Origin of the sequence: Thermosynechococcus vestitus BP-1 (genome assembly GCF_000011345.1) — a bacterium.
GTDB lineage: Bacteria > Cyanobacteriota > Cyanobacteriia > Thermosynechococcales > Thermosynechococcaceae > Thermosynechococcus > Thermosynechococcus vestitus.
Map to the genome: position 1 here is coordinate 1,584,299 of NC_004113.1, position 18,025 is coordinate 1,602,323.

An 18,025-nucleotide genomic window follows, 5' to 3' on the forward strand; every position below is an offset into this window, starting at 1 on the left:
ACTAACGAAAAAGTGCGCTTAATCTCAGCACCACTGCGTTCAGGGTGATGATTTCTTAATAACGGGCGATCGCGAAGACGTAGAGGGCATGGCCTGCCAACAACGTGAACCACAGGAGTGTGACTGTGGGCATAAAGGGTACCGCCGTGGGTTGTACCTGATGCCAAAACCAGCCACCGGAATTCAACGCAGCAAAAAGGGCAACATGGACAGCAAAATTCATGCGATCGTCCAAGCGGCGATAGCTCGGATCGCGACGATCGGGCTTACGGGGCCAACGGGGAGGCATAGAGAGCGTACCTAAATCACTTCCAGCTCGTCGGGGTGCAAGTGGGCAACAAACTTGGGACTAAACCGCACTTGAATCGGGTAGTTGGGACTAATGGGACGGCCTTGCCAGTCGCTGAGAACAGCGCAAATTTCCCCCTCCATCCCTTGAATATCAAAAGGTTCATTGCGGTGATCGGGATGGTGATAGACAATGGTGGGGGTCTTGACGCGGACCCGCAGTCCAACACTTAAAGCTTGTTGCTCCATAACGCTCATTTGTTGTTTGCTCTCCTCGACTGGCAGGGGTTTTATTTTTATCGTCGCATACGGACTGGCAAGGGCGATCGCCCTAGGACAATTGAAAATCAATTGTTACCATTACCCACCAACCTCTGTCAGTTGGCAGAGGAGATCATTGGATAATCGAGGGAGCTGCCATTGGCGCTCATTGTCATTGGTGGCCTCAGGAGCAGTGAGCGCACTTGATGGCGTTTTTCGGGGCTGAGGTATTCCTGTTGGATACAGCGCCAAGTTTGCCACTGGCGTGTTTGCTCAAGGGCAATCATTTCTGCCAGGCAAGGAGAGGCTTGACGGAGATTGAGGCCGAGTTGGGTACGGAAAAAGTCATCAAGGACAACACCATCGTGAAGTGTTCCTAGGAGTTCTTGCAACTGCGCAAAAGCACTCACCTGTTCGTTGAAGGCGTCTCCATAGACACCGCTAAAGAGTTCCATTTGATAGCGTACCCGTTTGATTTGCTTGCGCAGATCGTGGAGATCCTCACCCGCCGTTTGCAGCCACTGGGGCGGGTGACTGACTGTCAGGAAGAGGGGGCGATCGCCCTGCCATTCAATCGCCACTTGCCACCCCGGATGCAGCAGGAGCGCACACACCAAGGGCAATAGGATGTCGGGGGCAATCAGTTCCGTGGGTAAGTTGGCAATTGCACGATATTGAGGGGCAGCGAGCCATTCTTCTAGACCCTGTTGCAATTTGCGATAGCGATCGCTGCGCAGCAATTGAAGCGCTTTTTGCAACAGTTCTGCCCGTTGCTTTTCGAGCTTTTTAATGAGCTTGGCCAGTTGTTGTTGCTCAGAGCGGGGCAGGTGAGGGTAATACTGCTCTTTGAGCGCCAGCATCATCACATCCAAATCCCGTACGGGACTGAGGCTGCCGGCGATCGCCCGTACCCGCTCAATGGAGACCCCCTTAGGCAAACGTACCGTATTACGAAACACCTCCAGAGCGGTGCGCAGGCGGCGCAAACCCACGCGCATCTGATGAATCGCCTCAACATCGCGATCGCGAATCACTCCCGGCTCGTGTTTGCTAATTTTGCGGTAGTACTTTTCAAAAGCAGCGTATGCGATATGCTCTAGGGTCTCCATAAAACGCCCTCCCTGCTCAACGCCCGAAGGAATACCACCATCAAACTAACGTTTATTAACCAAGGCTACTTTTTTCTTAATTTTAACTTCACTATATTCGACTATATTCTACGGTTGTGGCTAAATCACTGCTTGGCAACAAAAAACCCCCCTCAACCGGAACGGGGGTTCAGTGAAGTCATTCAGTAACCGCCAAATAAACAATTGGGAATCTTAGGCAGCCGCCAAGTTCTTAGCAACAAAATCCCAGTTCACCAATTGGTTCAGGAAGTTATCAATAAAGTCGGGACGACGGTTTTGGTAGTCGAGATAGTAGGCGTGCTCCCAAACATCAATCGTCAGTAGGGGCACTTGACCGTGAACTAAGGGGTTTTCGGCATTGGCAGTTTTAGTCACCTTCAGTGTGCCAGCTTCGAGCACCAGCCATGCCCAACCACTGCCAAATTGGGTCGCCGCGGCATTTTTGAACTGGGCTTTGAATTCGTCGTAGCTCCCAAAAGCACTGTTGATCCGAGCGGCCACATCACCCGTAGGCACACCACCGCCACCTGGCTTGAGGCTATTCCAGAAGAAGGTGTGATTCCACACTTGAGCGGCATTGTTGAAGATGCCCACTTTGGCAGCATCGCCATAGGTTGTGCGAATGACATCTTCAAGGGATTTGTCAGCGAGTTCGGTATCTTGAGTCAGCTTATTGAGGTTATCCACGTAGCCCTTATGGTGTTTGCCATAGTGAAATTCAAGGGTTTTCGCAGACATGCCATAGGGTTCAAGGGCACCCGGATCAAAGGGAAGGGGTTCTTGTACAAATGCCATAGTGTTCAATACCTCTCTGAAGGTGATGCAAGTTTAGGCTACTAGAGATCAGTCATTGCCAAAAGGCACCTAGCAGCAGTGCCCATCGCCTAATTAACAATTCGCAATAATTATATCATCCTCCTTTCCCCTTCGGAAAAGGCCTGAGCCGCAGCATGATATGTTCAGAAGAGTTTTGGGTCTTAGGCTCTATGGTTGGTTCTGTCCTGCGCCTAGATCAAGTGTTGATTCCTGAGGATGCCCCAATTCGCTTTGGTACCGATGGTTGGCGCGGCATCATTGGGGCTGAGTTTACCTTTAACCGTCTGCTGCGGGCAGCCAAGGCAGCGGCGGCAGTACTTTATCAAACCTATGGCGATGGCAGGACGCCGCGAATAATTGTCGGCTACGATCGCCGGTTCTTAGCGGAACACTTTGCTACAGCCGTTGCCCAATTCCTCACAAGCCAAGGCTATGAGGTTTGGCTTTCTAACTGTGCGGCACCCACACCGGCCTTTAGCTGGGCTGTCAAAGCGGAGGGAGCCATTGGTGGCTTGGTCATTACGGCCAGTCACAATCCCGGTATTTATGCAGGACTCAAGGTGAAGGGCGCCTTTGGTGGATCAGTACCCACGCCTGTTACCGAAGCTATTGAGGCGCAGTTAGCTCAAGGGGAGCCGCCACCTGTGGGTGAGGCCAAAACAGACTATCAAACCTTTGATCCGTGGCCCAGCTATTGTGCGGCGTTGCGCACCCATGTTGATCCTAGCCCCATTCGTGAGGCGATCGCCACGGGTAAACTGCACGTTTGTGCTGATGTCATGCATGGGGTTGCTGCTGGGGGACTAGAGCGATTGTTAGATTGGCCCATAGAAGAGTTTCGGCGCGATCGCGATCCCCTCTTTGGCAGCGGCGCCCCTGAACCCATTGGCCGTTATTTAGCCGCTACCCAAGAACGACTGCGGCAACAGCACAGTGCCACCCCCACAGTGTGCTTAGTCTTTGACGGTGATGCTGATCGCCTAGCAGTCATTGATGGCGAGGGGGTATTGTACACTGCCCAAGAAATGATTCCCATCTTGATTGACCATTTAGCACAGCACAGTCCCTATCGGGGGGCAGTGATTAAATCCATTAGCAGTTCCGATCTGGTGGCGCGAGTGGCAGCCCACCATGGGTTAGCGGTGATTGAAACGCCCATTGGCTTCAAGTACATTGGCGATCGCATGCTGGCCGGGGAAGCGGTCCTCTTAGGCGGTGAAGAATCAGGGGGAATCGGCTACGGCCACCACCTTCCTGAGCGAGATGCTCTGCTGTCGGCACTGTACCTCCTACAGGCCCTGGTGACCTCCGGCTTAAGTGTGGGGGAATACTATCAGCAGCTGCAGTTAACCACAAACTTTTACAGTGCCTACGATCGCGTTGATCTCACCCTCACCTCTTTGGCGCAGCGGCAAAAACTAGAAGCACTCCTAGGGGAGCATCCCTTCACCCAGATTTTGGATAGTCCTGTGAGCCACTGGGACACCATTGACGGCTACAAGTTCCATCTGGCCGATGGCGGTTGGTTACTGATTCGCTTTAGTGGCACCGAACCCCTGCTACGCCTCTACTGCCAAGGGAAAACCCCTGAACAGGTCCAGCACATTCTACAATGGGCCAGTCAATGGGCAGTTGCAGTTACTGGCTAATCGTTAAACAACAATTGCAATGGACAAAGCATCATGCCACTAGACCCATCCAGTCAAAATGCCGCTGCCACTGGTGCCCCTCCCTCCCTTTCCCTATGGACAAAACTCGCCTTTGGCGCCGGCGATCTTGGAGCTGCCATCACTGCCAATCTACAGGTGTTTTTCCTGATGGTGTTCTTGACCAATGTCGCTGGACTCAATGCTGGCTTGGCGGGAAGTGTGCTAATGATTAGCAAAATTTGGGATGCCATGAATGACCCGATCATCGGCTACCTCAGCGATCGCACCCCCGTGGGCAAGTGGGGACGCCGCCACATCTGGATGATGGCAGCTGCGATTCCCTTTGGTTTGAGTTTTTTCTTGAACTGGTGGGTACCAACGACGGATCAAGGGTTGCTCTTTGGCTACTACGTCCTCATTGGCCTATTGTTTAACACGTTTTACACGGCAGTAAACCTGCCCTATACCGCCCTCACACCAGAGCTCACTGAAGATTACAACGAACGCACCACCCTTAATAGTTTTCGCTTTGCCTTTTCCATTGGGGGTAGCATTGGCTCCTTACTCCTTGCTCAGGTTGTGTTCCAGAACATTTCCGATCCCCAAGCCCAGTACTTGATCCTCGGGGGCATTGCCGCCGTCTTGTCGGTTTTGCCCATCTATTGGTGTGTCTGGGGAACACGGCAGCAGGTGCAGGCCTTTGAACGCGGTATCCACAACCCTGAGCAACGCCCCTTACCACTGCAAACGCAACTGCGGCTCGTGTTTAGCAATCGTCCCTTTCTTTATGTGATGGGAATCTACCTGTGTTCTTGGCTGGCGGTGCAAATGACTGCCTCGCTGATTCCCTTTTTTATTGGCGATTGGTTGCAGATGTCCGCCGCGGCCTATACCCAAGTGGCGCTGACGGTTCAAGCAACCGCTATGATCATGCTCTTTGTCTGGAGTGCTGTGAGTCGTCGCCTGGGTAAGAAGGCAGTGTACTTTATGGGGATGAGCCTCTGGATCATTGCCCAGGGTGGGCTCTTTTTGTTGCAGCCAGGACAGACAGCGCTGGTATATGTCTGTGCAATTCTGGCGGGCTTTGGGGTTTCGACCGCTTATCTTATCCCTTGGTCAATGATTCCGGATGTGATTGATCTGGACGAACTCCAGAGTGGCCAGCGGCGGGAGGGGATTTTCTATGCCTTTATGGTGCTGCTGCAAAAAATTGGTCTTGCCCTCGGTCTATTCTTAGTGGGTCAGGCTTTGCAGTGGGCGGGTTATATTTCCACTGTTGCCGGTGCTCCACCCCCAGTGCAGCCTCCCTCGGCACTCTTGGCAATTCGCATTGCCATTGGACCTTTGCCAACGCTCTTTCTTATGGTGGGTATGATTTTGGCCTATCTCTATCCCATTACCCACGCTGTCCATCAAGAGATTGTTTTGCAGTTGCACGCCAGACGCCAAGGAGGGACTGAGGCATGAAGGGTTGGTCTGTAGGCGATCGCACCTTTGTGTGGGGAGAGCGCACCTACATTATGGGCATCTTGAATATCACCCCCGACAGTTTTAGCGATGGTGGTGACTTTTTTAATCCTGCCAGTGCCGTTGCCCATGGCCTAGAAATGGTTGCCGCCGGCGTTGATGTCATTGATGTAGGGGGGGAGTCCACGCGTCCGGGAGCGAGTGAAGTGCCCATTAGCGCTGAGTTGGCTCGGGTATTGCCTGTGATCGAGGGCATCCGTCAGCAGTCCCAAATTCCCATTTCCATTGATACCACCCATGCGGTGGTTGCTCAGGCAGCGGTGGCCGCAGGTGCCAATATCGTTAACGATGTTTCAGGGGGACAGGCGGATCCTGAGATGTTTACCACGGTAGCGGCATTGGGGGTGCCCTATATCCTCATGCATCGGCGGGGAACCCCAGCCACGATGCAGCAATTCACGGACTACGAGGATTTGATTGGCGATTTGCTTCGCTATTTTCAGGAACAGACCCAGCGGGCGATCGCCAGCGGCATTCCTCCTGAGCACCTGATGATTGATCCCGGCATTGGCTTTGCGAAAACCACGCCCCAAAACCTCACCCTTTTACGGGAATTGCGGCAATTTCACACCCTTGGCTACCCGATCCTCCTTGGCCCTTCGCGCAAACGCTTTATTGGCGATGTCCTGAACCTGCCCCATCCTAAAGACCGAGTTTGGGGTACCGCAGCAGTCTGCTGCCATGCCATTGCCCAAGGGGTGGCGATGGTGCGTGTCCATGATGTGGCAGCCATGGTGCAGGTGTGTCGGATGGCCGATGCGCTCTGGCGATCGCCCTAGGGAGACTCAAACCATTTGAGGACACCAACGGCTATCAGAAAAAGTCGCGGCTGCAACCGCAGAAACCTTTGACGCCCTCGGCGCCGGCTTGGATGTGCGGCTCACCCATCCTGAAGTCATGGGTGGGGGCAGCGGGTCGTGCACTAGAGCGCTTTTCTTAGGGAAATTGGCCAATGGACGCTCGCCCTGAGCGCTGCCGGCTTGATTAGTTGACAGCCTCACCGATCTAAAGGTACGGCGATTCTTCGCCACCTCACTTGCTTAGAGCGATCGCTGAATGGGGTTGACGCTTCACAAAGATGTGCTGCCAAATCGAAAGTCTGACCTTCTCTCCACGTCCGTTTTAAGTGTCGGAATGCCCTGCCGCCACTAAGTAAAATCGTTTTGTGCGTTGTTTTTTGCACTCAAGGATAGATGGATACCATTGCCTTGCTTGCGCTTCCCCGATTTCTGTTCTCAACTCTTCAAGGACTTTCAACGTTGCTATTTATTTTTGGAGTATTTTTGAACCGGCTGGGTCAGGACTACCTGTGTTCTCATACAAAGCCGTCCCAGAAAGACGGGGCTTGAGACTCATTGGCTCGGTCAGCCTTAGGAGCAATTGCCCTGCCCCGGAGCAGGCACGCACAGTTTCCACTCGGCATTAAAGGGTTCATAGCCCAGAGCCACTCCTGCTTGTTCCGCTTGGTAGCGCACCTCCTCAAAGCAGTCAAAGCCATCGGGGCGAACGGCAATGATAATGTACTCGCGATCGCCCTGACGACGTAGATTAGCCAACAAAATACCCAAGGTGGAGGTGGGCTGGTCCAGGTCTGCTTTGGGCACAAGCACCTTTTGGGGATGAATGATCACCCCCTCGCGACGGCACTCTAAGTAGTGAGGGGTACGTTCCCCGTTTTGGGCATTTTCCCGTGCCAAAATTTGCACATTGCTGCGTTCTCGCCCAAGGCCACTGGCACTGATGACCACCACCAGTAGGATCAAGGTGCCAATGGTACAGGCCAAGATCGAGAGGAAGGGAAATAAGTCCAGTTGCAAAGGGTGGGATTGACGCCGCCGCACAGACTGATGCCTTACATGATTTTGGGCACACGGAAAAAGTCATCCTCGCGCTCGGGGGCGATCGCTAGCAAGTCCTCCCGATTTGGCCAAGGTGCCAACACATCAGGACGGGTCACATTACTCACCTCAATGGCTCGCGTTGTTGGCGGTACCTCCGTAACATCCAGTTCACTCAGTTGATTAACATAGTCGAGGATGCTATCTAGTTGCTGTGTCAGTGCTTCAATTTCACTTTCATCAATGGCGAGGCGAGCTAAATGAGCCACCTTGCGCACATCCTCTGCAGTAATGACTTTGGTTGTCATTGGTGCTCCTTTAGAATTCCGAGACGTTTTTAGAAATACACATCGATATTGGAGCGGCCAGTGGTTTTCAGCCAGTTCTGCGCCTCAATATAGTTATTGGGCGCCAGTTGAATTGCCCGCTTCCAATAGTCAGCGGCACGATCAAAGAATTGTTCAGCCTCCTCCAAACGCTGCTGCTCTTCTGCCTGGGTCCCCAAGTAGTGGTAGATCACTGCGATATTATTGAGGGCTTGGGGCATGCGAGGATTGAGTTCAAGGGCTTGGTGGTAATACTCTAGGGCTTTTTCATGCTCGCCATTGCTGGCATGGATCAGGCCAATATTGTAGAGAATGTAGCTGCGATCGGTGGGGTCTTCCTCTAGTTCTAGGGCGGCCTGGTAGTTCTCCAGCGCCTCTGCATATTCCCCATCCGCTTGGGCAGACATACCATCGCGATAATAGGCAAAGGCAGTTTTTGACTGTGAACTGGTGGGCAAGACCTTGAGAATGAGGTCAGCCATGACCGTAAAGGTTTTGTCAATAAAATTGTCGTTCCGTTGCGATCGCGGCATAGGGCTTCCTTGAACGGCCTCTTGCCTAGTGTATCAAAAGCACCACCAGCGATCGCTCCTCTAGCCAATGCCTAAGATTTGTAGCGTTCCCCCAAGAAGCTCCTACCCCAGCCTAAGATCGTCCTAGGGGCCCTCCGTGCCGTGATGCTCACCAGCTTTGGGAGTTTAAGATTTATGATTGAAAATATTCTATTGGCAGACTCAGGAACTGGACAATCCGAACAAATGCTCAAGTCGCTGATGGAGTTGCCAGCGATTCAACGGGCTGCCGTCACGGTTTTGCACGTGATTCCACCGAAAATTACTGCCGAGGAGATGGCCGAACAACGTCAAGCCGGTGCCAAACTCCTAGCGGAAGCTGTTGCCCGACTGCACCTTGACCCCGTCATTAGCGTCAATACTATGCTGCGGGAGGGCGATCCCAAGGATACAGTGCTCCACGTGGCCGATGAAATCAATGCTGACTTGATCATTATGGGATCGCGGGGACTCAAGCGCCTGCAATCCATTCTCGAAAACTCCGTGAGTCAGTATGTGTTTCAACTGTCTTCGCGGCCGATGCTCCTTGTGCGCGATGACATCTACGTCAAGAAAATCAACCGCATCATGGTGGCACTCAATAATTCTGCTGCAGCCAAAGCCTCCTTGGACTTAGCAGTGCGCCTCATAGAGGGGGTCAAGGGCGGCAAACTCATTCTTGCCCACGTCAATCCCGACCTCAAGGGTCATGCCGATACCCCCAGCAGTGCTGCCGAAAAAGACCCGCTTCTTGCCGAAGCTGCAACGGTAGCTAAGCAGCGGGGTGTGGAATACCAGTGTGTCCTGACCACCGGCAAACCCGCTGAAGAAATCTGCCGCATTGCTGCTGATACCAATGCCGATCTCCTGGTTCTGGGTTCCCCGGATCGGCGGCCCTCGATCGCTCGCAGTTTACCCGACTTGGATCGCCTTTTGGGCACCTCCCTTTCTGACTATGTCCGGGTCTATGCCGAGTGTCCCGTGCTCTTTGTGCGACAATCGGAGGCGTAGACTGGTCTAGCGGCGGTGACCTTTTTCGATAATTTGCGCTGGCAGAGCGATCGCCAGTGGCAACAAGTGCGTGAAACCCTTGAGTACACCTTTCTCCAACTCTTCCGCCAGCAAACGGAGCCATTTTGGCAAGACTCCCCCTCCCTAGAGGCATGGCTGCGCTGGTTCCTTCAGGGGGTCTTGCTGATGGGCCTCGGCGGAGGCCTCTATTTCCTAGGACGCAGCCTCTGGCGATGGTGGCAACGACGATCCCGCTCCTCCTCACCAACAGCACTTTCTACCCTTGGCGAGCGACCCCGACCCGTGCGGGAATGGCTGGAACTTGCCCAAAACCTAGAATGGGCGGGGGACTATAGGGGGGCCTGCCGGGCCCTTTACATGGCCTTGCTGTATCGGTTGCAGGCGGCAGGCTGGCTGCGGCTGCAGACCCACTGGACCAATGACGACTACCTGAGGGAATTGCAGCGGCTCTTTCAACTGGGGGAGCGATCGCCAACGGTAGGGCGGAGCATCCAGCACCTCTTTCAAGTTCACAGTCGCACTTACTATGGCGCCGAGCCAGTGGATGCCCAAACCCTAGCCAGCTGTCAAGCAGCCTATTTTGAGGTGGAACCCTTCCTGCAGGAGACCCAGCAATGATCGCGCTCAAGCGTCGGCAGGGGTTTTTCCTTGGCTTCGCTGTCCTGGTGCTGTTGGTGATCGGCCTCCTGATTGCGGCGGTGGCTCCCAGTCGCCGTGCTGGCTCCTCCTTTGATTCCTCCCCTTGGGGCACGCAGCAGTTTTATACCTACTTAAAGCAGCAGGGGTTGCGAGTGGAGCGCTGGCAGCATCACTATAGCAACCTCAAGGGCAAAGGGCACATTCTCATTCAAATCAGTGGTCGTCCCATCGGTTGGCCACCGTCCCTGGTGGCGTGGCTGGCTCAGGGCAATACGCTGGTGCGCTTTTACGGGCACGGTGAACCCACAGCAGCCCCCTTTGAGACACGGCTCTCAATGCCCCAGGGAACTGTCTTGATTGAAACCCGCCGCCGCATGCCTTTCCGGCAGGGCGATCGCTCCCTCCTCAAGGATGATTACGGTTTGATTGTCTATCTCAGACACTCTCATACTCCCCATAACCATGAACAGCGCATCCTTGGCGTCTATCCCTGGTTGGTGGCCAATGCCTATGGCAGTGAAACAGGTCTTGCCAACTTTGCGGTTGTCGCTCAGCTCTTGCAGGAGGTGGCCGAACCGGGAACAACACTATACTTTGATGAATGGCTCCACGGCTACCGCCAACCCACTGCAGAGGATGCGCTTAGGGAGAGGGTACCGCAAACCCTCTTCGAGTACTTCAGTCGCACCCCTTGGTTGGCGGTGGGGTTGCAGTTTGGCCTCTTGCTCCTCTTTTTGCTATGGCAGCAAAGTCAGCGTTTTGGGCCACCTCTGCTGGAAAAGGAACCGGTCACCAGTAATAGTGCTGCCTATATTGAAGCCCTCGCAGGGGTTCTTCAGCGGGCACAGCAGCGGCAGTTTGTCCTAGAACAGCTTCAAGATCGCTTTCGCTACGACTTAGCTCGGCAACTCGGCCTTGCCACCCGTCCCCACCATCTACCTCAAGATTCTGAACTCCTTCAAGGATGGCAGAGGGCAACGGGGCGATCGCCTGACTGCCTTCAAGACCTCCTCCGGATCCGCCCTAGCATTGATGATGCTCAGTTGCTCAGGTGGTTAGAGCAGGCTGCGAGTGTCCTACAAACTCTGAAAACGGTTGTTTGATGACCTAGCCCTTTGGCTTTGTCTTCACAGACACTGGCCCATAGACAAGGGTTTGACAAGCCAAACGATAATTCTCGGGCTTGCGGCGGAGCTTGCGCTCTTCCACGGGGGTACGGGGTGAGAGGTGTTCCATGCCTTCAACAATCTCAACAATACAGGTGCCACACTGCCCATAGCCCCCACAATTAAAGAGCTTGCCCTTAAGGGTGTAGAGGTCAACCCCCGCTTCCATTGCTTTTAAGCGCAGATTCGCACCGTTGGCAGCAACAATTTCTTTGTTTTCGTTAACAAACTTAATATTTGTGCCCACGAATTCAGCTTTGCTTGCCATAGGAACCTACGCTAGTTACCATTCTTAATACATTCTCATTTTGGCAGAAAAACTGCCCAACCGTAGCTGAAGTTACGGGTAAATTGGCCGTTAAACTCTTAGTAGGGAAGCGGTTGTTACCGTGATCCGGCTGCTTAATAAAATTTGTTCATGCAAACGCTAAATTTTTGTATAGGAGGAGCGTAGTCAATGGGACTACCCTGGTACCGAGTCCACACTGTCCTGATCAATGATCCAGGGCGGTTGATTGCGGCCCACCTGATGCACACGGCACTGGTCGCCGGTTGGGCAGGGTCGATGGCTCTTTATGAGCTTGCTACTTTTGATCCCAGTGATCCCGTTCTCAACCCAATGTGGCGGCAGGGAATGTTTGTGCTGCCCTTTATGGCACGGTTGGGGGTCACGGGGTCTTGGAGCGGTTGGAGCATTACTGGCGAAACGGGGATTGACCCCGGCTTTTGGAGCTTTGAGGGGGTTGCCCTAGCCCACATCGTCCTGTCGGGTCTGTTATTCTTGGCGGCCTGTTGGCATTGGGTCTATTGGGATCTCGAACTCTTCCGTGATCCTCGCACCGGTGAGCCTGCCCTCGATTTGCCGAAAATGTTCGGGATTCACCTCTTCCTTGCGGGTCTGCTCTGCTTTGGCTTTGGCGCTTTTCACCTGACGGGTCTCTTTGGCCCTGGAATGTGGGTTTCTGACCCCTACGGCTTGACGGGCAGTGTCCAGCCTGTTGCCCCCGAATGGGGACCCGATGGCTTTAACCCCTACAACCCCGGTGGTGTTGTGGCTCACCATATCGCCGCAGGCATTGTCGGTATTATTGCTGGTCTCTTTCACATACTGGTGCGTCCACCCCAGCGGCTTTACAAAGCTCTGCGCATGGGGAATATCGAAACCGTGCTCTCCAGCAGTATTGCTGCCGTCTTCTTTGCTGCCTTTGTCGTTGCTGGCACGATGTGGTATGGCAGTGCCACCACACCCATTGAACTCTTTGGGCCAACTCGCTATCAGTGGGATAGTAGCTACTTCCAACAGGAAATTAACCGGCGCGTGCAGGCCTCCCTCGCCAGTGGCGCCACCCTGGAAGAGGCTTGGTCGGCTATTCCAGAGAAACTGGCCTTCTACGATTACATTGGCAATAACCCCGCTAAAGGGGGTCTGTTCCGTACTGGCCCGATGAATAAAGGGGATGGAATTGCCCAAGCTTGGAAAGGCCATGCCGTCTTCCGCAACAAAGAGGGTGAAGAACTCTTTGTCCGTCGGATGCCTGCCTTCTTTGAAAGCTTCCCCGTCATCCTCACCGATAAGAATGGCGTTGTCAAAGCCGACATTCCCTTCCGGCGTGCGGAGTCGAAGTATAGCTTTGAGCAACAGGGGGTTACCGTCAGCTTCTACGGTGGTGAATTAAACGGCCAAACCTTCACCGATCCACCCACCGTCAAGAGCTATGCCCGTAAGGCCATCTTCGGTGAGATCTTCGAATTCGATACGGAAACGCTGAACTCCGACGGGATTTTCCGCACCAGTCCCCGTGGCTGGTTCACCTTTGCCCATGCGGTGTTTGCCTTGCTCTTCTTCTTTGGTCACATTTGGCACGGTGCCCGTACCCTGTTCCGCGATGTCTTCTCTGGGATTGATCCAGAACTGTCGCCGGAGCAAGTGGAATGGGGCTTCTACCAAAAAGTGGGCGATGTCACCACTCGCCGCAAGGAAGCTGTTTAGTCATTCCTAGGGGACTACTATGGAAACCATCACCTACGTTTTCATCTTTGCCTGCATTATTGCGCTGTTCTTCTTTGCCATCTTCTTTCGTGAGCCCCCTCGGATCACCAAGAAGTAGCCTCTGACCGATCACTAAATAGGTCTTTAATATGTGCCGATCGCGCCCGCGGTCGGTTTTTTAATGTTGGTTTGATCTTCAAGGAGATGAGGGGCGCCGATTCCTGAATCTTTCGCTCCCAACGCCGCGGTTTCTGGTACAGTCTTTATGGCACAGTGGGATGGCCAAGTTTGTTGTCTGTCAATCGCTAAGGAGAAACCTCTGAGTACCCGAGTCATTATTGTCCGCCACGGTGAAAGCACGTTTAATGTCCAAGAGCGGGTGCAAGGTCACAGTGATGCCTCGTTGCTCACGGAGCGGGGTCGTTGGATGGCAGCCCAGGTGGGTCTAGCGCTGCGGGGTATTCCTATTCGCAAAATTTACACCAGTCCCCTGAAACGGGCACAGGAAACCGCAGAGGTTATCCATGCTCAGCTCCAAAACCCCGAACTCAAGCCACCCCATGCCCTTGATCTCCTCAAAGAGATTGCCCTGCCAGCTTGGGAAGATCTCCCCTTTGCCGAAGTGAAGGCACAGTTCCCAGAGGACTATCGCCGCTGGCAGGAAGCCCCAGAAACCTTGATGATGAAAATCACCACAGAAAGTGGCCAAACGAAGGAGTTTTTCCCGCTACTGGATCTCTACGATCGCGCGGGCATGGTCTTGGAAACGCTGCTAGCGGCTCACGCCAATGAAACGATTGTCATTGTGGGTCACAGTGGCATGAACCGTGCCCTGATCTGCACGGGCCTCGGCTTGGGGGTCAAGGGTTACCTGCGGCTCCAGCAGGCCAATGGTGGCATTAGTGTCTTAAATTTCAGCAATGGCCTGCGGCAACCTGCTCAACTGGAAGCGCTCAATCTCACTAGCCATCTTAATGATCCTTTTCCACAGCCCCGCTTCAAGGAACAAACGCTGCGGGTCTTTCTTGTCCGCCACGGTGAAACGGACTGGAACCGCGAAGGACGCTTCCAAGGGCAAATTGATGTGCCCCTCAATGAAAATGGCCGTGCCCAAGCAGCGGCGGTGGCTGAGTTTCTCAAGGATGTCCCCTTCCACCATGCCGTGAGCAGTCCCCTGCTGCGTCCCAAGGATACGGCCTTGGCGATTTTGCAGTATCACCCCCATGTGCAGCTGGAGTTAGAGCCAGCCCTTGCAGAGATTAGCCATGGGGACTGGGAGGGCAAGTTTGAACCTGAGGTGGAGGCGGCCTACCCCGGTGAACTGGAACGTTGGCGGACAACACCAGCCCTAGTGCAAATGCCCAATGGCGAAAACCTCGAGCAGGTGCGCGATCGCGTGGTCAAAGCCTGGGAACTCTGGCTGAAGCGCTGGAAAACTAATGCTCCCACTCCCCACAATGTCTTGGTTGTGGCCCACGATGCCACCAATAAGGTGTTGCTCTGCCACATTGTTGGTCTTGGCATTGAAAACTTCTGGCTCTTTAAGCAGGGCAATGGCAGTGTCACGGTGATTGACTATCCCCTCAAGGGGGGTCTGCCGCGCTTGCAGGCAGTGAATATCACCACCCATTTGGGAGGGGTACTGGATCGGACGGCGGCGGGAGCGCTATAGGGGATGGTGTGGCGATTGTTGCAACAGGTGCGGCTGCTGGATCCCGTCAACCGCCAAGATCAACACGCAGATGTTCTCCTAGAAGAGGATCAACTGGTGGCGATCGCCCCCGCAGAGATTCCTCCGGCTGCCGAAGTGATTGATGCCTCAGACTGGGTTTTGGCACCGCCTCTGGTGGATCTCTACAGCCACAGTGGTCAGCCGGGTTACGAGGCACGAGAAACCCTAGACAGCCTTTTGGCCGCTGCTGCTGCCGGGGGAGTGCAGTATTTAAACCTATTGCCCACCACGGAACCCGTGATCGATGATCCTGCCCCTTGGCAAGCACTACAACGGCAAATACCCCCCACCGCCTGGTCACAGGTACGGGTTTGGGGGGCACTCACCCAAGGATGCAAGGGAGCAGCCCTAACGAATTTAGCGGAACTGGCGGCCAGTGGTGTGGTTGGTTTTTGTGATGACCGCGGATTGACCCATTGGCCCTTGCTACAGCGGGCACTGACCTATGTCCAGCCCCTGGAAAAACCCGTTGCCCTTTGGCCCTTTGACTCGGCCTTGGCGGCCAGTGGTGTGGCGCGGCAAAGTGGGGTCGCCACGCGTCTAGGATTGGTGGAGCAACCGGTCTGCTGTGAAACCATTCCCCTATTGGCGATTTTGGAATTGGCACGCACGGTCTCAACACCGATTCACCTCATGCGCCTGTCCACTGCTCGCAGTGTCGAGATTCTCGCTCAGGGCAAACCCGAACAGGTGAGTGCCAGTGTGTCTTGGCTGCATCTACTTTTTGAGGTTGAGGATTTAGCCAACTATGATCCGAATCTCCGCCTTGACCCACCCCTAGGAACGGCCAGCGATCGCCAAGCGTTGATTGAAGGAATCAAAACCGGGATCATTGAGGCGATCGCCATTGACCACACCCCCCTGCTCTACGAAGAAAAAATGGTTTCCTTTGCCGAGGCCCTCCCCGGCGCCATTGGCCTTGAATTAGCCCTACCGGCTCTGTGGCAGGAACTGGTTGCCAAGGAGTACCTGAGTGCCCTCGAGCTTTGGCACGCCCTCAGCACGGCACCAGCGCGTATTTTGGGCATTGAGCCCCCCCGCCTAGAACCCCACAGTCGTAACTTTGTTCTCTTTGATCCCAGCGCTACTTGGACAGTCACGCACCAAAGCCTGCGATCGCGCGCCCGTAACACCCCCTTTTGGCAGCAATCCCTGCGGGGTCAACTGGTGCCCTTTTCGCCAAGCATCAGCTCTAGTCGTACCCAGCGGTCAAACTCCTCAGCAGTGAGATAGCCCAATTCCACAGCTGCTTCCTTGAGGGTTTTACCCTCACTGTAGGCCTTTTTCGCGACTGCCGCCGCCTTGTCGTAGCCTATGTGGGGATTGAGAGCCGTCACCAACATGAGCGATCGCTCCACATAGGCTTGAATTTGCTGCCGATTGGGCTCAACTCCCACTAAGCAATGGTCGGTAAACGATTGAGCTGCATCACTCAGAAGGGCAATAGATTGCAGCACATTGTAAATGATCAAGGGCTTATAGACATTTAACTCAAAATTTCCTTGACTGCCCGCTATTCCCACGGCTGCATCGTTGCCCATCACCTGCACACACACCATCGTTAAGGCTTCGCATTGGGTGGGGTTCACCTTGCCGGGCATAATTGATGACCCCGGTTCATTGGCGGGTAACCTCAATTCCCCCAGACCACAACGCGGTCCCGATCCCAACCAACGAATATCGTTGGCGATTTTCATCAGGGCGGCAGCCAGGGTTTTTAGAGCACCACTGAGCATCACTAGGGGATCGTGGGCTGCCAAGGCGGCAAAGGGGTTTTCAGCTTTACGAAAGGGATACCCCGTCATTTGCGCTAATTCTGCTGCCACGCGATCGCCAAAACCAGCGGGTGCATTCAACCCCGTCCCCACCGCTGTAGCGCCAATGGCAAGGGGATACAGATGCTGCAGGGCATATTCAATATGGGCTTGAGCGGCCGCAATTTGACTGGCGTAACCGCTGAATTCCTGGCCTAGGGTCAAGGGAACGGCATCCATTAAATGGGTACGGCCAATTTTGATAATCTCTGCAAAGGCAGCCGCTTTTTCCTGCAAGACCGTCAAGAGATGGCGTAGCGTTGGCAGCAGGCGCTCCTGTAGGGCAAGGACTGTGGCAACATGCATGGCCGTGGGAAAGGTGTCATTGGAGGACTGGCTACAATTCACATGATCGTTGGGATGGATGGGGCTTTTGCTCCCCTTAACGCCTCCCGCCAGCTCAATGGCACGGTTAGCAATGACCTCATTGACATTCATATTCGTTTGGGTGCCGCTACCCGTCTGCCAGATGGCGAGGGGAAACTGATCATCCCACTGTCCGGCAATAACTTCATCGGCGGCTTGAATGATCCATTTGGCTTTCTCAGGGTCTAAAACTCCTAAATCACGGTTGGCGATCGCCGCCGCCTTTTTGAGCCGTGCCATGGCATGGATCACCGCTAGGGGCATTCGCTGACTGCCAATGGCAAAGTGCTTGAGGGAACGCGCCGTCTGAGCACCCCAATAGCAGTCCGCAGGCACCTCAACGGCACCGAGGGAATCGTATTCTAGGCGAGTGTCAGTTGTCATGCAGAACTATTCAACCAATCGTTAATAGAAAATTAACCCAACTAACTGCCAATTACTTCCTTAAGGGACGGCATCGCTGACACCATGACGCTTAAGACTGGCCATTAATACACGATTAATACGGACAATATTAATACAGAATTAATACAGACAATGTGGCATCCTTCTTTAAAGGCTCTAAATCGCTGGGCAATCCTTGCCCCCTATCAGCTGGCACAGGCGGTTGATACTGTGCGAAGCTAAGTAGGGGGTCAACCCGTTTGCAGTCCTCAACCCCATCCTCAGGCGTCCGAAGGGGAATGGTTGTCATCGGCAGACGCCTGCTTAGCCACTTTTGAGCACTTCAGGGTTCATAGTACAGCCCTTTTCCCCGGGACGAAACAGGCTCAAAATTCTAAGAATCACTAGAGGGCAGATTGATTTACATCCCCTTTGTATTCCATAGTTTTAGACCAGGGCTGTCTTCCCACTCCTTGGCTGTTGCTCTGGCAACCGAGATGAGCCGAATCATATCCT

The 18,025-nt window shown here is 54.0% G+C and carries 19 protein-coding genes; 10 read left to right on the plus strand and 9 right to left on the minus strand.

Annotated features, from left to right (window positions below; genetic code table 11):
* Window positions 1–55: 55 nt before the first annotated feature.
* The 4 genes from TLL_RS07695 to TLL_RS07710 all read right to left on the minus strand — a co-directional run bounded on the left by TLL_RS07695 (window position 56) and on the right by TLL_RS07710 (window position 2,474).
* Window positions 56–289 carry a hypothetical protein gene (locus tag TLL_RS07695; protein ID WP_011057356.1) on the minus strand — a complete coding sequence of 78 codons (234 nt, stop codon included), beginning with the start codon at window positions 287–289 and terminating at the stop codon, window positions 56–58.
* A gap of 11 nt (window positions 290–300) precedes the next feature.
* A complete protein-coding gene (locus TLL_RS07700) occupies window positions 301–546 on the minus strand; it encodes a ferredoxin-thioredoxin reductase variable chain (protein ID WP_011057357.1) in 246 nt (81 codons plus the stop codon).
* A gap of 119 nt (window positions 547–665) precedes the next feature.
* Window positions 666–1,658 carry a CHAD domain-containing protein gene (locus tag TLL_RS07705; protein WP_011057358.1) on the minus strand — a complete coding sequence of 331 codons (993 nt, stop codon included), beginning with the start codon at window positions 1,656–1,658 and terminating at the stop codon, window positions 666–668.
* A gap of 213 nt (window positions 1,659–1,871) precedes the next feature.
* Window positions 1,872–2,474: a superoxide dismutase gene (locus TLL_RS07710; RefSeq protein WP_011057359.1), complete on the minus strand. Its 603-nt coding sequence runs from the start codon at window positions 2,472–2,474 to the stop codon at window positions 1,872–1,874.
* A gap of 191 nt (window positions 2,475–2,665) precedes the next feature.
* Here TLL_RS07710 and TLL_RS07715 point away from each other — a divergent pair, with 191 nt between their 5' ends.
* From TLL_RS07715 to folP, 3 genes are read left to right on the plus strand one after another with little or no spacing between them, the layout of a single operon-like run.
* Window positions 2,666–4,144 carry a phosphoglucomutase/phosphomannomutase family protein gene (locus TLL_RS07715; RefSeq protein ID WP_164920889.1) on the plus strand — a complete coding sequence of 493 codons (1,479 nt, stop codon included), beginning with the start codon at window positions 2,666–2,668 and terminating at the stop codon, window positions 4,142–4,144.
* Between the two features lie 33 nt (window positions 4,145–4,177).
* Window positions 4,178–5,611 (plus strand): MFS transporter, encoded by a 1,434-nt coding sequence (locus tag TLL_RS07720; protein ID WP_011057361.1) that lies wholly within the window; start codon window positions 4,178–4,180, stop codon window positions 5,609–5,611.
* Window positions 5,608–6,450, plus strand: coding sequence for a dihydropteroate synthase (gene folP, locus TLL_RS07725; protein ID WP_011057362.1), 843 nt, complete (start codon window positions 5,608–5,610; stop codon window positions 6,448–6,450). Before TLL_RS07720 ends, folP begins: the two co-directional genes overlap by 4 nt.
* 591 nt (window positions 6,451–7,041) lie before the next feature.
* Here folP and TLL_RS07730 read toward each other — a convergent pair.
* Genes TLL_RS07730 through TLL_RS07740 form a run of 3 tightly spaced genes read right to left on the minus strand, consistent with a single transcriptional unit; the run spans window position 7,042 to window position 8,368 of the window.
* Window positions 7,042–7,512: a hypothetical protein gene (locus TLL_RS07730; protein WP_011057363.1), complete on the minus strand. Its 471-nt coding sequence runs from the start codon at window positions 7,510–7,512 to the stop codon at window positions 7,042–7,044.
* Window positions 7,513–7,523: 11 nt separating this feature from the next.
* Window positions 7,524–7,817 carry an Asp-tRNA(Asn)/Glu-tRNA(Gln) amidotransferase subunit GatC gene (gatC, locus tag TLL_RS07735; RefSeq protein ID WP_011057364.1) on the minus strand — a complete coding sequence of 98 codons (294 nt, stop codon included), beginning with the start codon at window positions 7,815–7,817 and terminating at the stop codon, window positions 7,524–7,526.
* Between the two features lie 29 nt (window positions 7,818–7,846).
* Window positions 7,847–8,368: a photosystem I assembly protein Ycf3 gene (locus TLL_RS07740; RefSeq protein WP_011057365.1), complete on the minus strand. Its 522-nt coding sequence runs from the start codon at window positions 8,366–8,368 to the stop codon at window positions 7,847–7,849.
* Window positions 8,369–8,542: 174 nt separating this feature from the next.
* Between TLL_RS07740 and TLL_RS07745 the strand changes: the two genes are divergently transcribed.
* The 3 genes from TLL_RS07745 to TLL_RS07755 are packed head-to-tail and all read left to right on the plus strand — an operon-like array spanning window position 8,543 to window position 11,160.
* Complete coding sequence (locus TLL_RS07745; RefSeq protein WP_164920890.1) at window positions 8,543–9,397, plus strand: universal stress protein; 855 nt, start codon at window positions 8,543–8,545, stop codon at window positions 9,395–9,397.
* Between the two features lie 15 nt (window positions 9,398–9,412).
* Window positions 9,413–10,036 carry a DUF4129 domain-containing protein gene (locus tag TLL_RS07750; RefSeq protein WP_011057367.1) on the plus strand — a complete coding sequence of 208 codons (624 nt, stop codon included), beginning with the start codon at window positions 9,413–9,415 and terminating at the stop codon, window positions 10,034–10,036.
* Window positions 10,033–11,160 (plus strand): DUF4350 domain-containing protein, encoded by a 1,128-nt coding sequence (locus tag TLL_RS07755; RefSeq protein ID WP_011057368.1) that lies wholly within the window; start codon window positions 10,033–10,035, stop codon window positions 11,158–11,160. The genes TLL_RS07750 and TLL_RS07755 overlap by 4 nt, the downstream gene beginning before the upstream one ends.
* A gap of 4 nt (window positions 11,161–11,164) precedes the next feature.
* Here the strand turns inward: TLL_RS07755 and TLL_RS07760 are convergent, their stop codons facing one another.
* Window positions 11,165–11,491, minus strand: a complete 327-nt coding sequence (locus tag TLL_RS07760) for a 2Fe-2S iron-sulfur cluster-binding protein (protein WP_011057369.1) — start codon at window positions 11,489–11,491, stop codon at window positions 11,165–11,167.
* A 189-nt stretch (window positions 11,492–11,680) separates the two neighbouring features.
* Between TLL_RS07760 and psbB the strand changes: the two genes are divergently transcribed.
* From psbB to TLL_RS07780, 4 genes are all read left to right on the plus strand, one after another.
* A complete protein-coding gene (psbB, locus tag TLL_RS07765) occupies window positions 11,681–13,213 on the plus strand; it encodes a photosystem II chlorophyll-binding protein CP47 (RefSeq protein ID WP_011057370.1) in 1,533 nt (510 codons plus the stop codon).
* A gap of 19 nt (window positions 13,214–13,232) precedes the next feature.
* Window positions 13,233–13,331 (plus strand): photosystem II reaction center protein T, encoded by a 99-nt coding sequence (locus TLL_RS07770; protein WP_011057371.1) that lies wholly within the window; start codon window positions 13,233–13,235, stop codon window positions 13,329–13,331.
* Between the two features lie 147 nt (window positions 13,332–13,478).
* Window positions 13,479–14,885 (plus strand): histidine phosphatase family protein, encoded by a 1,407-nt coding sequence (locus tag TLL_RS07775; RefSeq protein ID WP_011057372.1) that lies wholly within the window; start codon window positions 13,479–13,481, stop codon window positions 14,883–14,885.
* A gap of 3 nt (window positions 14,886–14,888) precedes the next feature.
* Window positions 14,889–16,178 (plus strand): dihydroorotase, encoded by a 1,290-nt coding sequence (locus TLL_RS07780; protein WP_011057373.1) that lies wholly within the window; start codon window positions 14,889–14,891, stop codon window positions 16,176–16,178.
* Here the strand turns inward: TLL_RS07780 and fumC are convergent.
* Window positions 16,106–17,509, minus strand: a complete 1,404-nt coding sequence (gene fumC, locus TLL_RS07785; protein WP_011057374.1) for a class II fumarate hydratase — start codon at window positions 17,507–17,509, stop codon at window positions 16,106–16,108. The genes TLL_RS07780 and fumC overlap by 73 nt on opposite strands.
* Between the last annotated feature and the right edge of the window lie 516 nt (window positions 17,510–18,025).

Bases quoted from the DNA above. Each gene is read 5' to 3' on its own strand.
- TLL_RS07695 (WP_011057356.1), bottom strand. From the start codon at position 289: ATGCCTCCCCGTTGGCCCCGTAAGCCCGATCGTCGCGATCCGAGCTAT.
- TLL_RS07760 (WP_011057369.1), bottom strand. From the start codon at position 11,491: ATGGCAAGCAAAGCTGAATTCGTGGGCACAAATATTAAGTTTGTTAAC.
- psbB (WP_011057370.1), top strand. From the start codon at position 11,681: ATGGGACTACCCTGGTACCGAGTCCACACTGTCCTGATCAATGATCCA.
- TLL_RS07780 (WP_011057373.1), top strand. From the start codon at position 14,889: ATGGTGTGGCGATTGTTGCAACAGGTGCGGCTGCTGGATCCCGTCAAC.
- TLL_RS07745 (WP_164920890.1), top strand. From the start codon at position 8,543: ATGATTGAAAATATTCTATTGGCAGACTCAGGAACTGGACAATCCGAA.
- TLL_RS07705 (WP_011057358.1), bottom strand. From the start codon at position 1,658: ATGGAGACCCTAGAGCATATCGCATACGCTGCTTTTGAAAAGTACTAC.
- TLL_RS07715 (WP_164920889.1), top strand. From the start codon at position 2,666: ATGGTTGGTTCTGTCCTGCGCCTAGATCAAGTGTTGATTCCTGAGGAT.
- TLL_RS07755 (WP_011057368.1), top strand. From the start codon at position 10,033: ATGATCGCGCTCAAGCGTCGGCAGGGGTTTTTCCTTGGCTTCGCTGTC.
- TLL_RS07720 (WP_011057361.1), top strand. From the start codon at position 4,178: ATGCCACTAGACCCATCCAGTCAAAATGCCGCTGCCACTGGTGCCCCT.
- folP (WP_011057362.1), top strand. From the start codon at position 5,608: ATGAAGGGTTGGTCTGTAGGCGATCGCACCTTTGTGTGGGGAGAGCGC.
- TLL_RS07740 (WP_011057365.1), bottom strand. From the start codon at position 8,368: ATGCCGCGATCGCAACGGAACGACAATTTTATTGACAAAACCTTTACG.
- gatC (WP_011057364.1), bottom strand. From the start codon at position 7,817: ATGACAACCAAAGTCATTACTGCAGAGGATGTGCGCAAGGTGGCTCAT.
- TLL_RS07775 (WP_011057372.1), top strand. From the start codon at position 13,479: ATGGCACAGTGGGATGGCCAAGTTTGTTGTCTGTCAATCGCTAAGGAG.
- TLL_RS07700 (WP_011057357.1), bottom strand. From the start codon at position 546: ATGAGCGTTATGGAGCAACAAGCTTTAAGTGTTGGACTGCGGGTCCGC.
- TLL_RS07770 (WP_011057371.1), top strand. From the start codon at position 13,233: ATGGAAACCATCACCTACGTTTTCATCTTTGCCTGCATTATTGCGCTG.
- fumC (WP_011057374.1), bottom strand. From the start codon at position 17,509: ATGACAACTGACACTCGCCTAGAATACGATTCCCTCGGTGCCGTTGAG.
- TLL_RS07710 (WP_011057359.1), bottom strand. From the start codon at position 2,474: ATGGCATTTGTACAAGAACCCCTTCCCTTTGATCCGGGTGCCCTTGAA.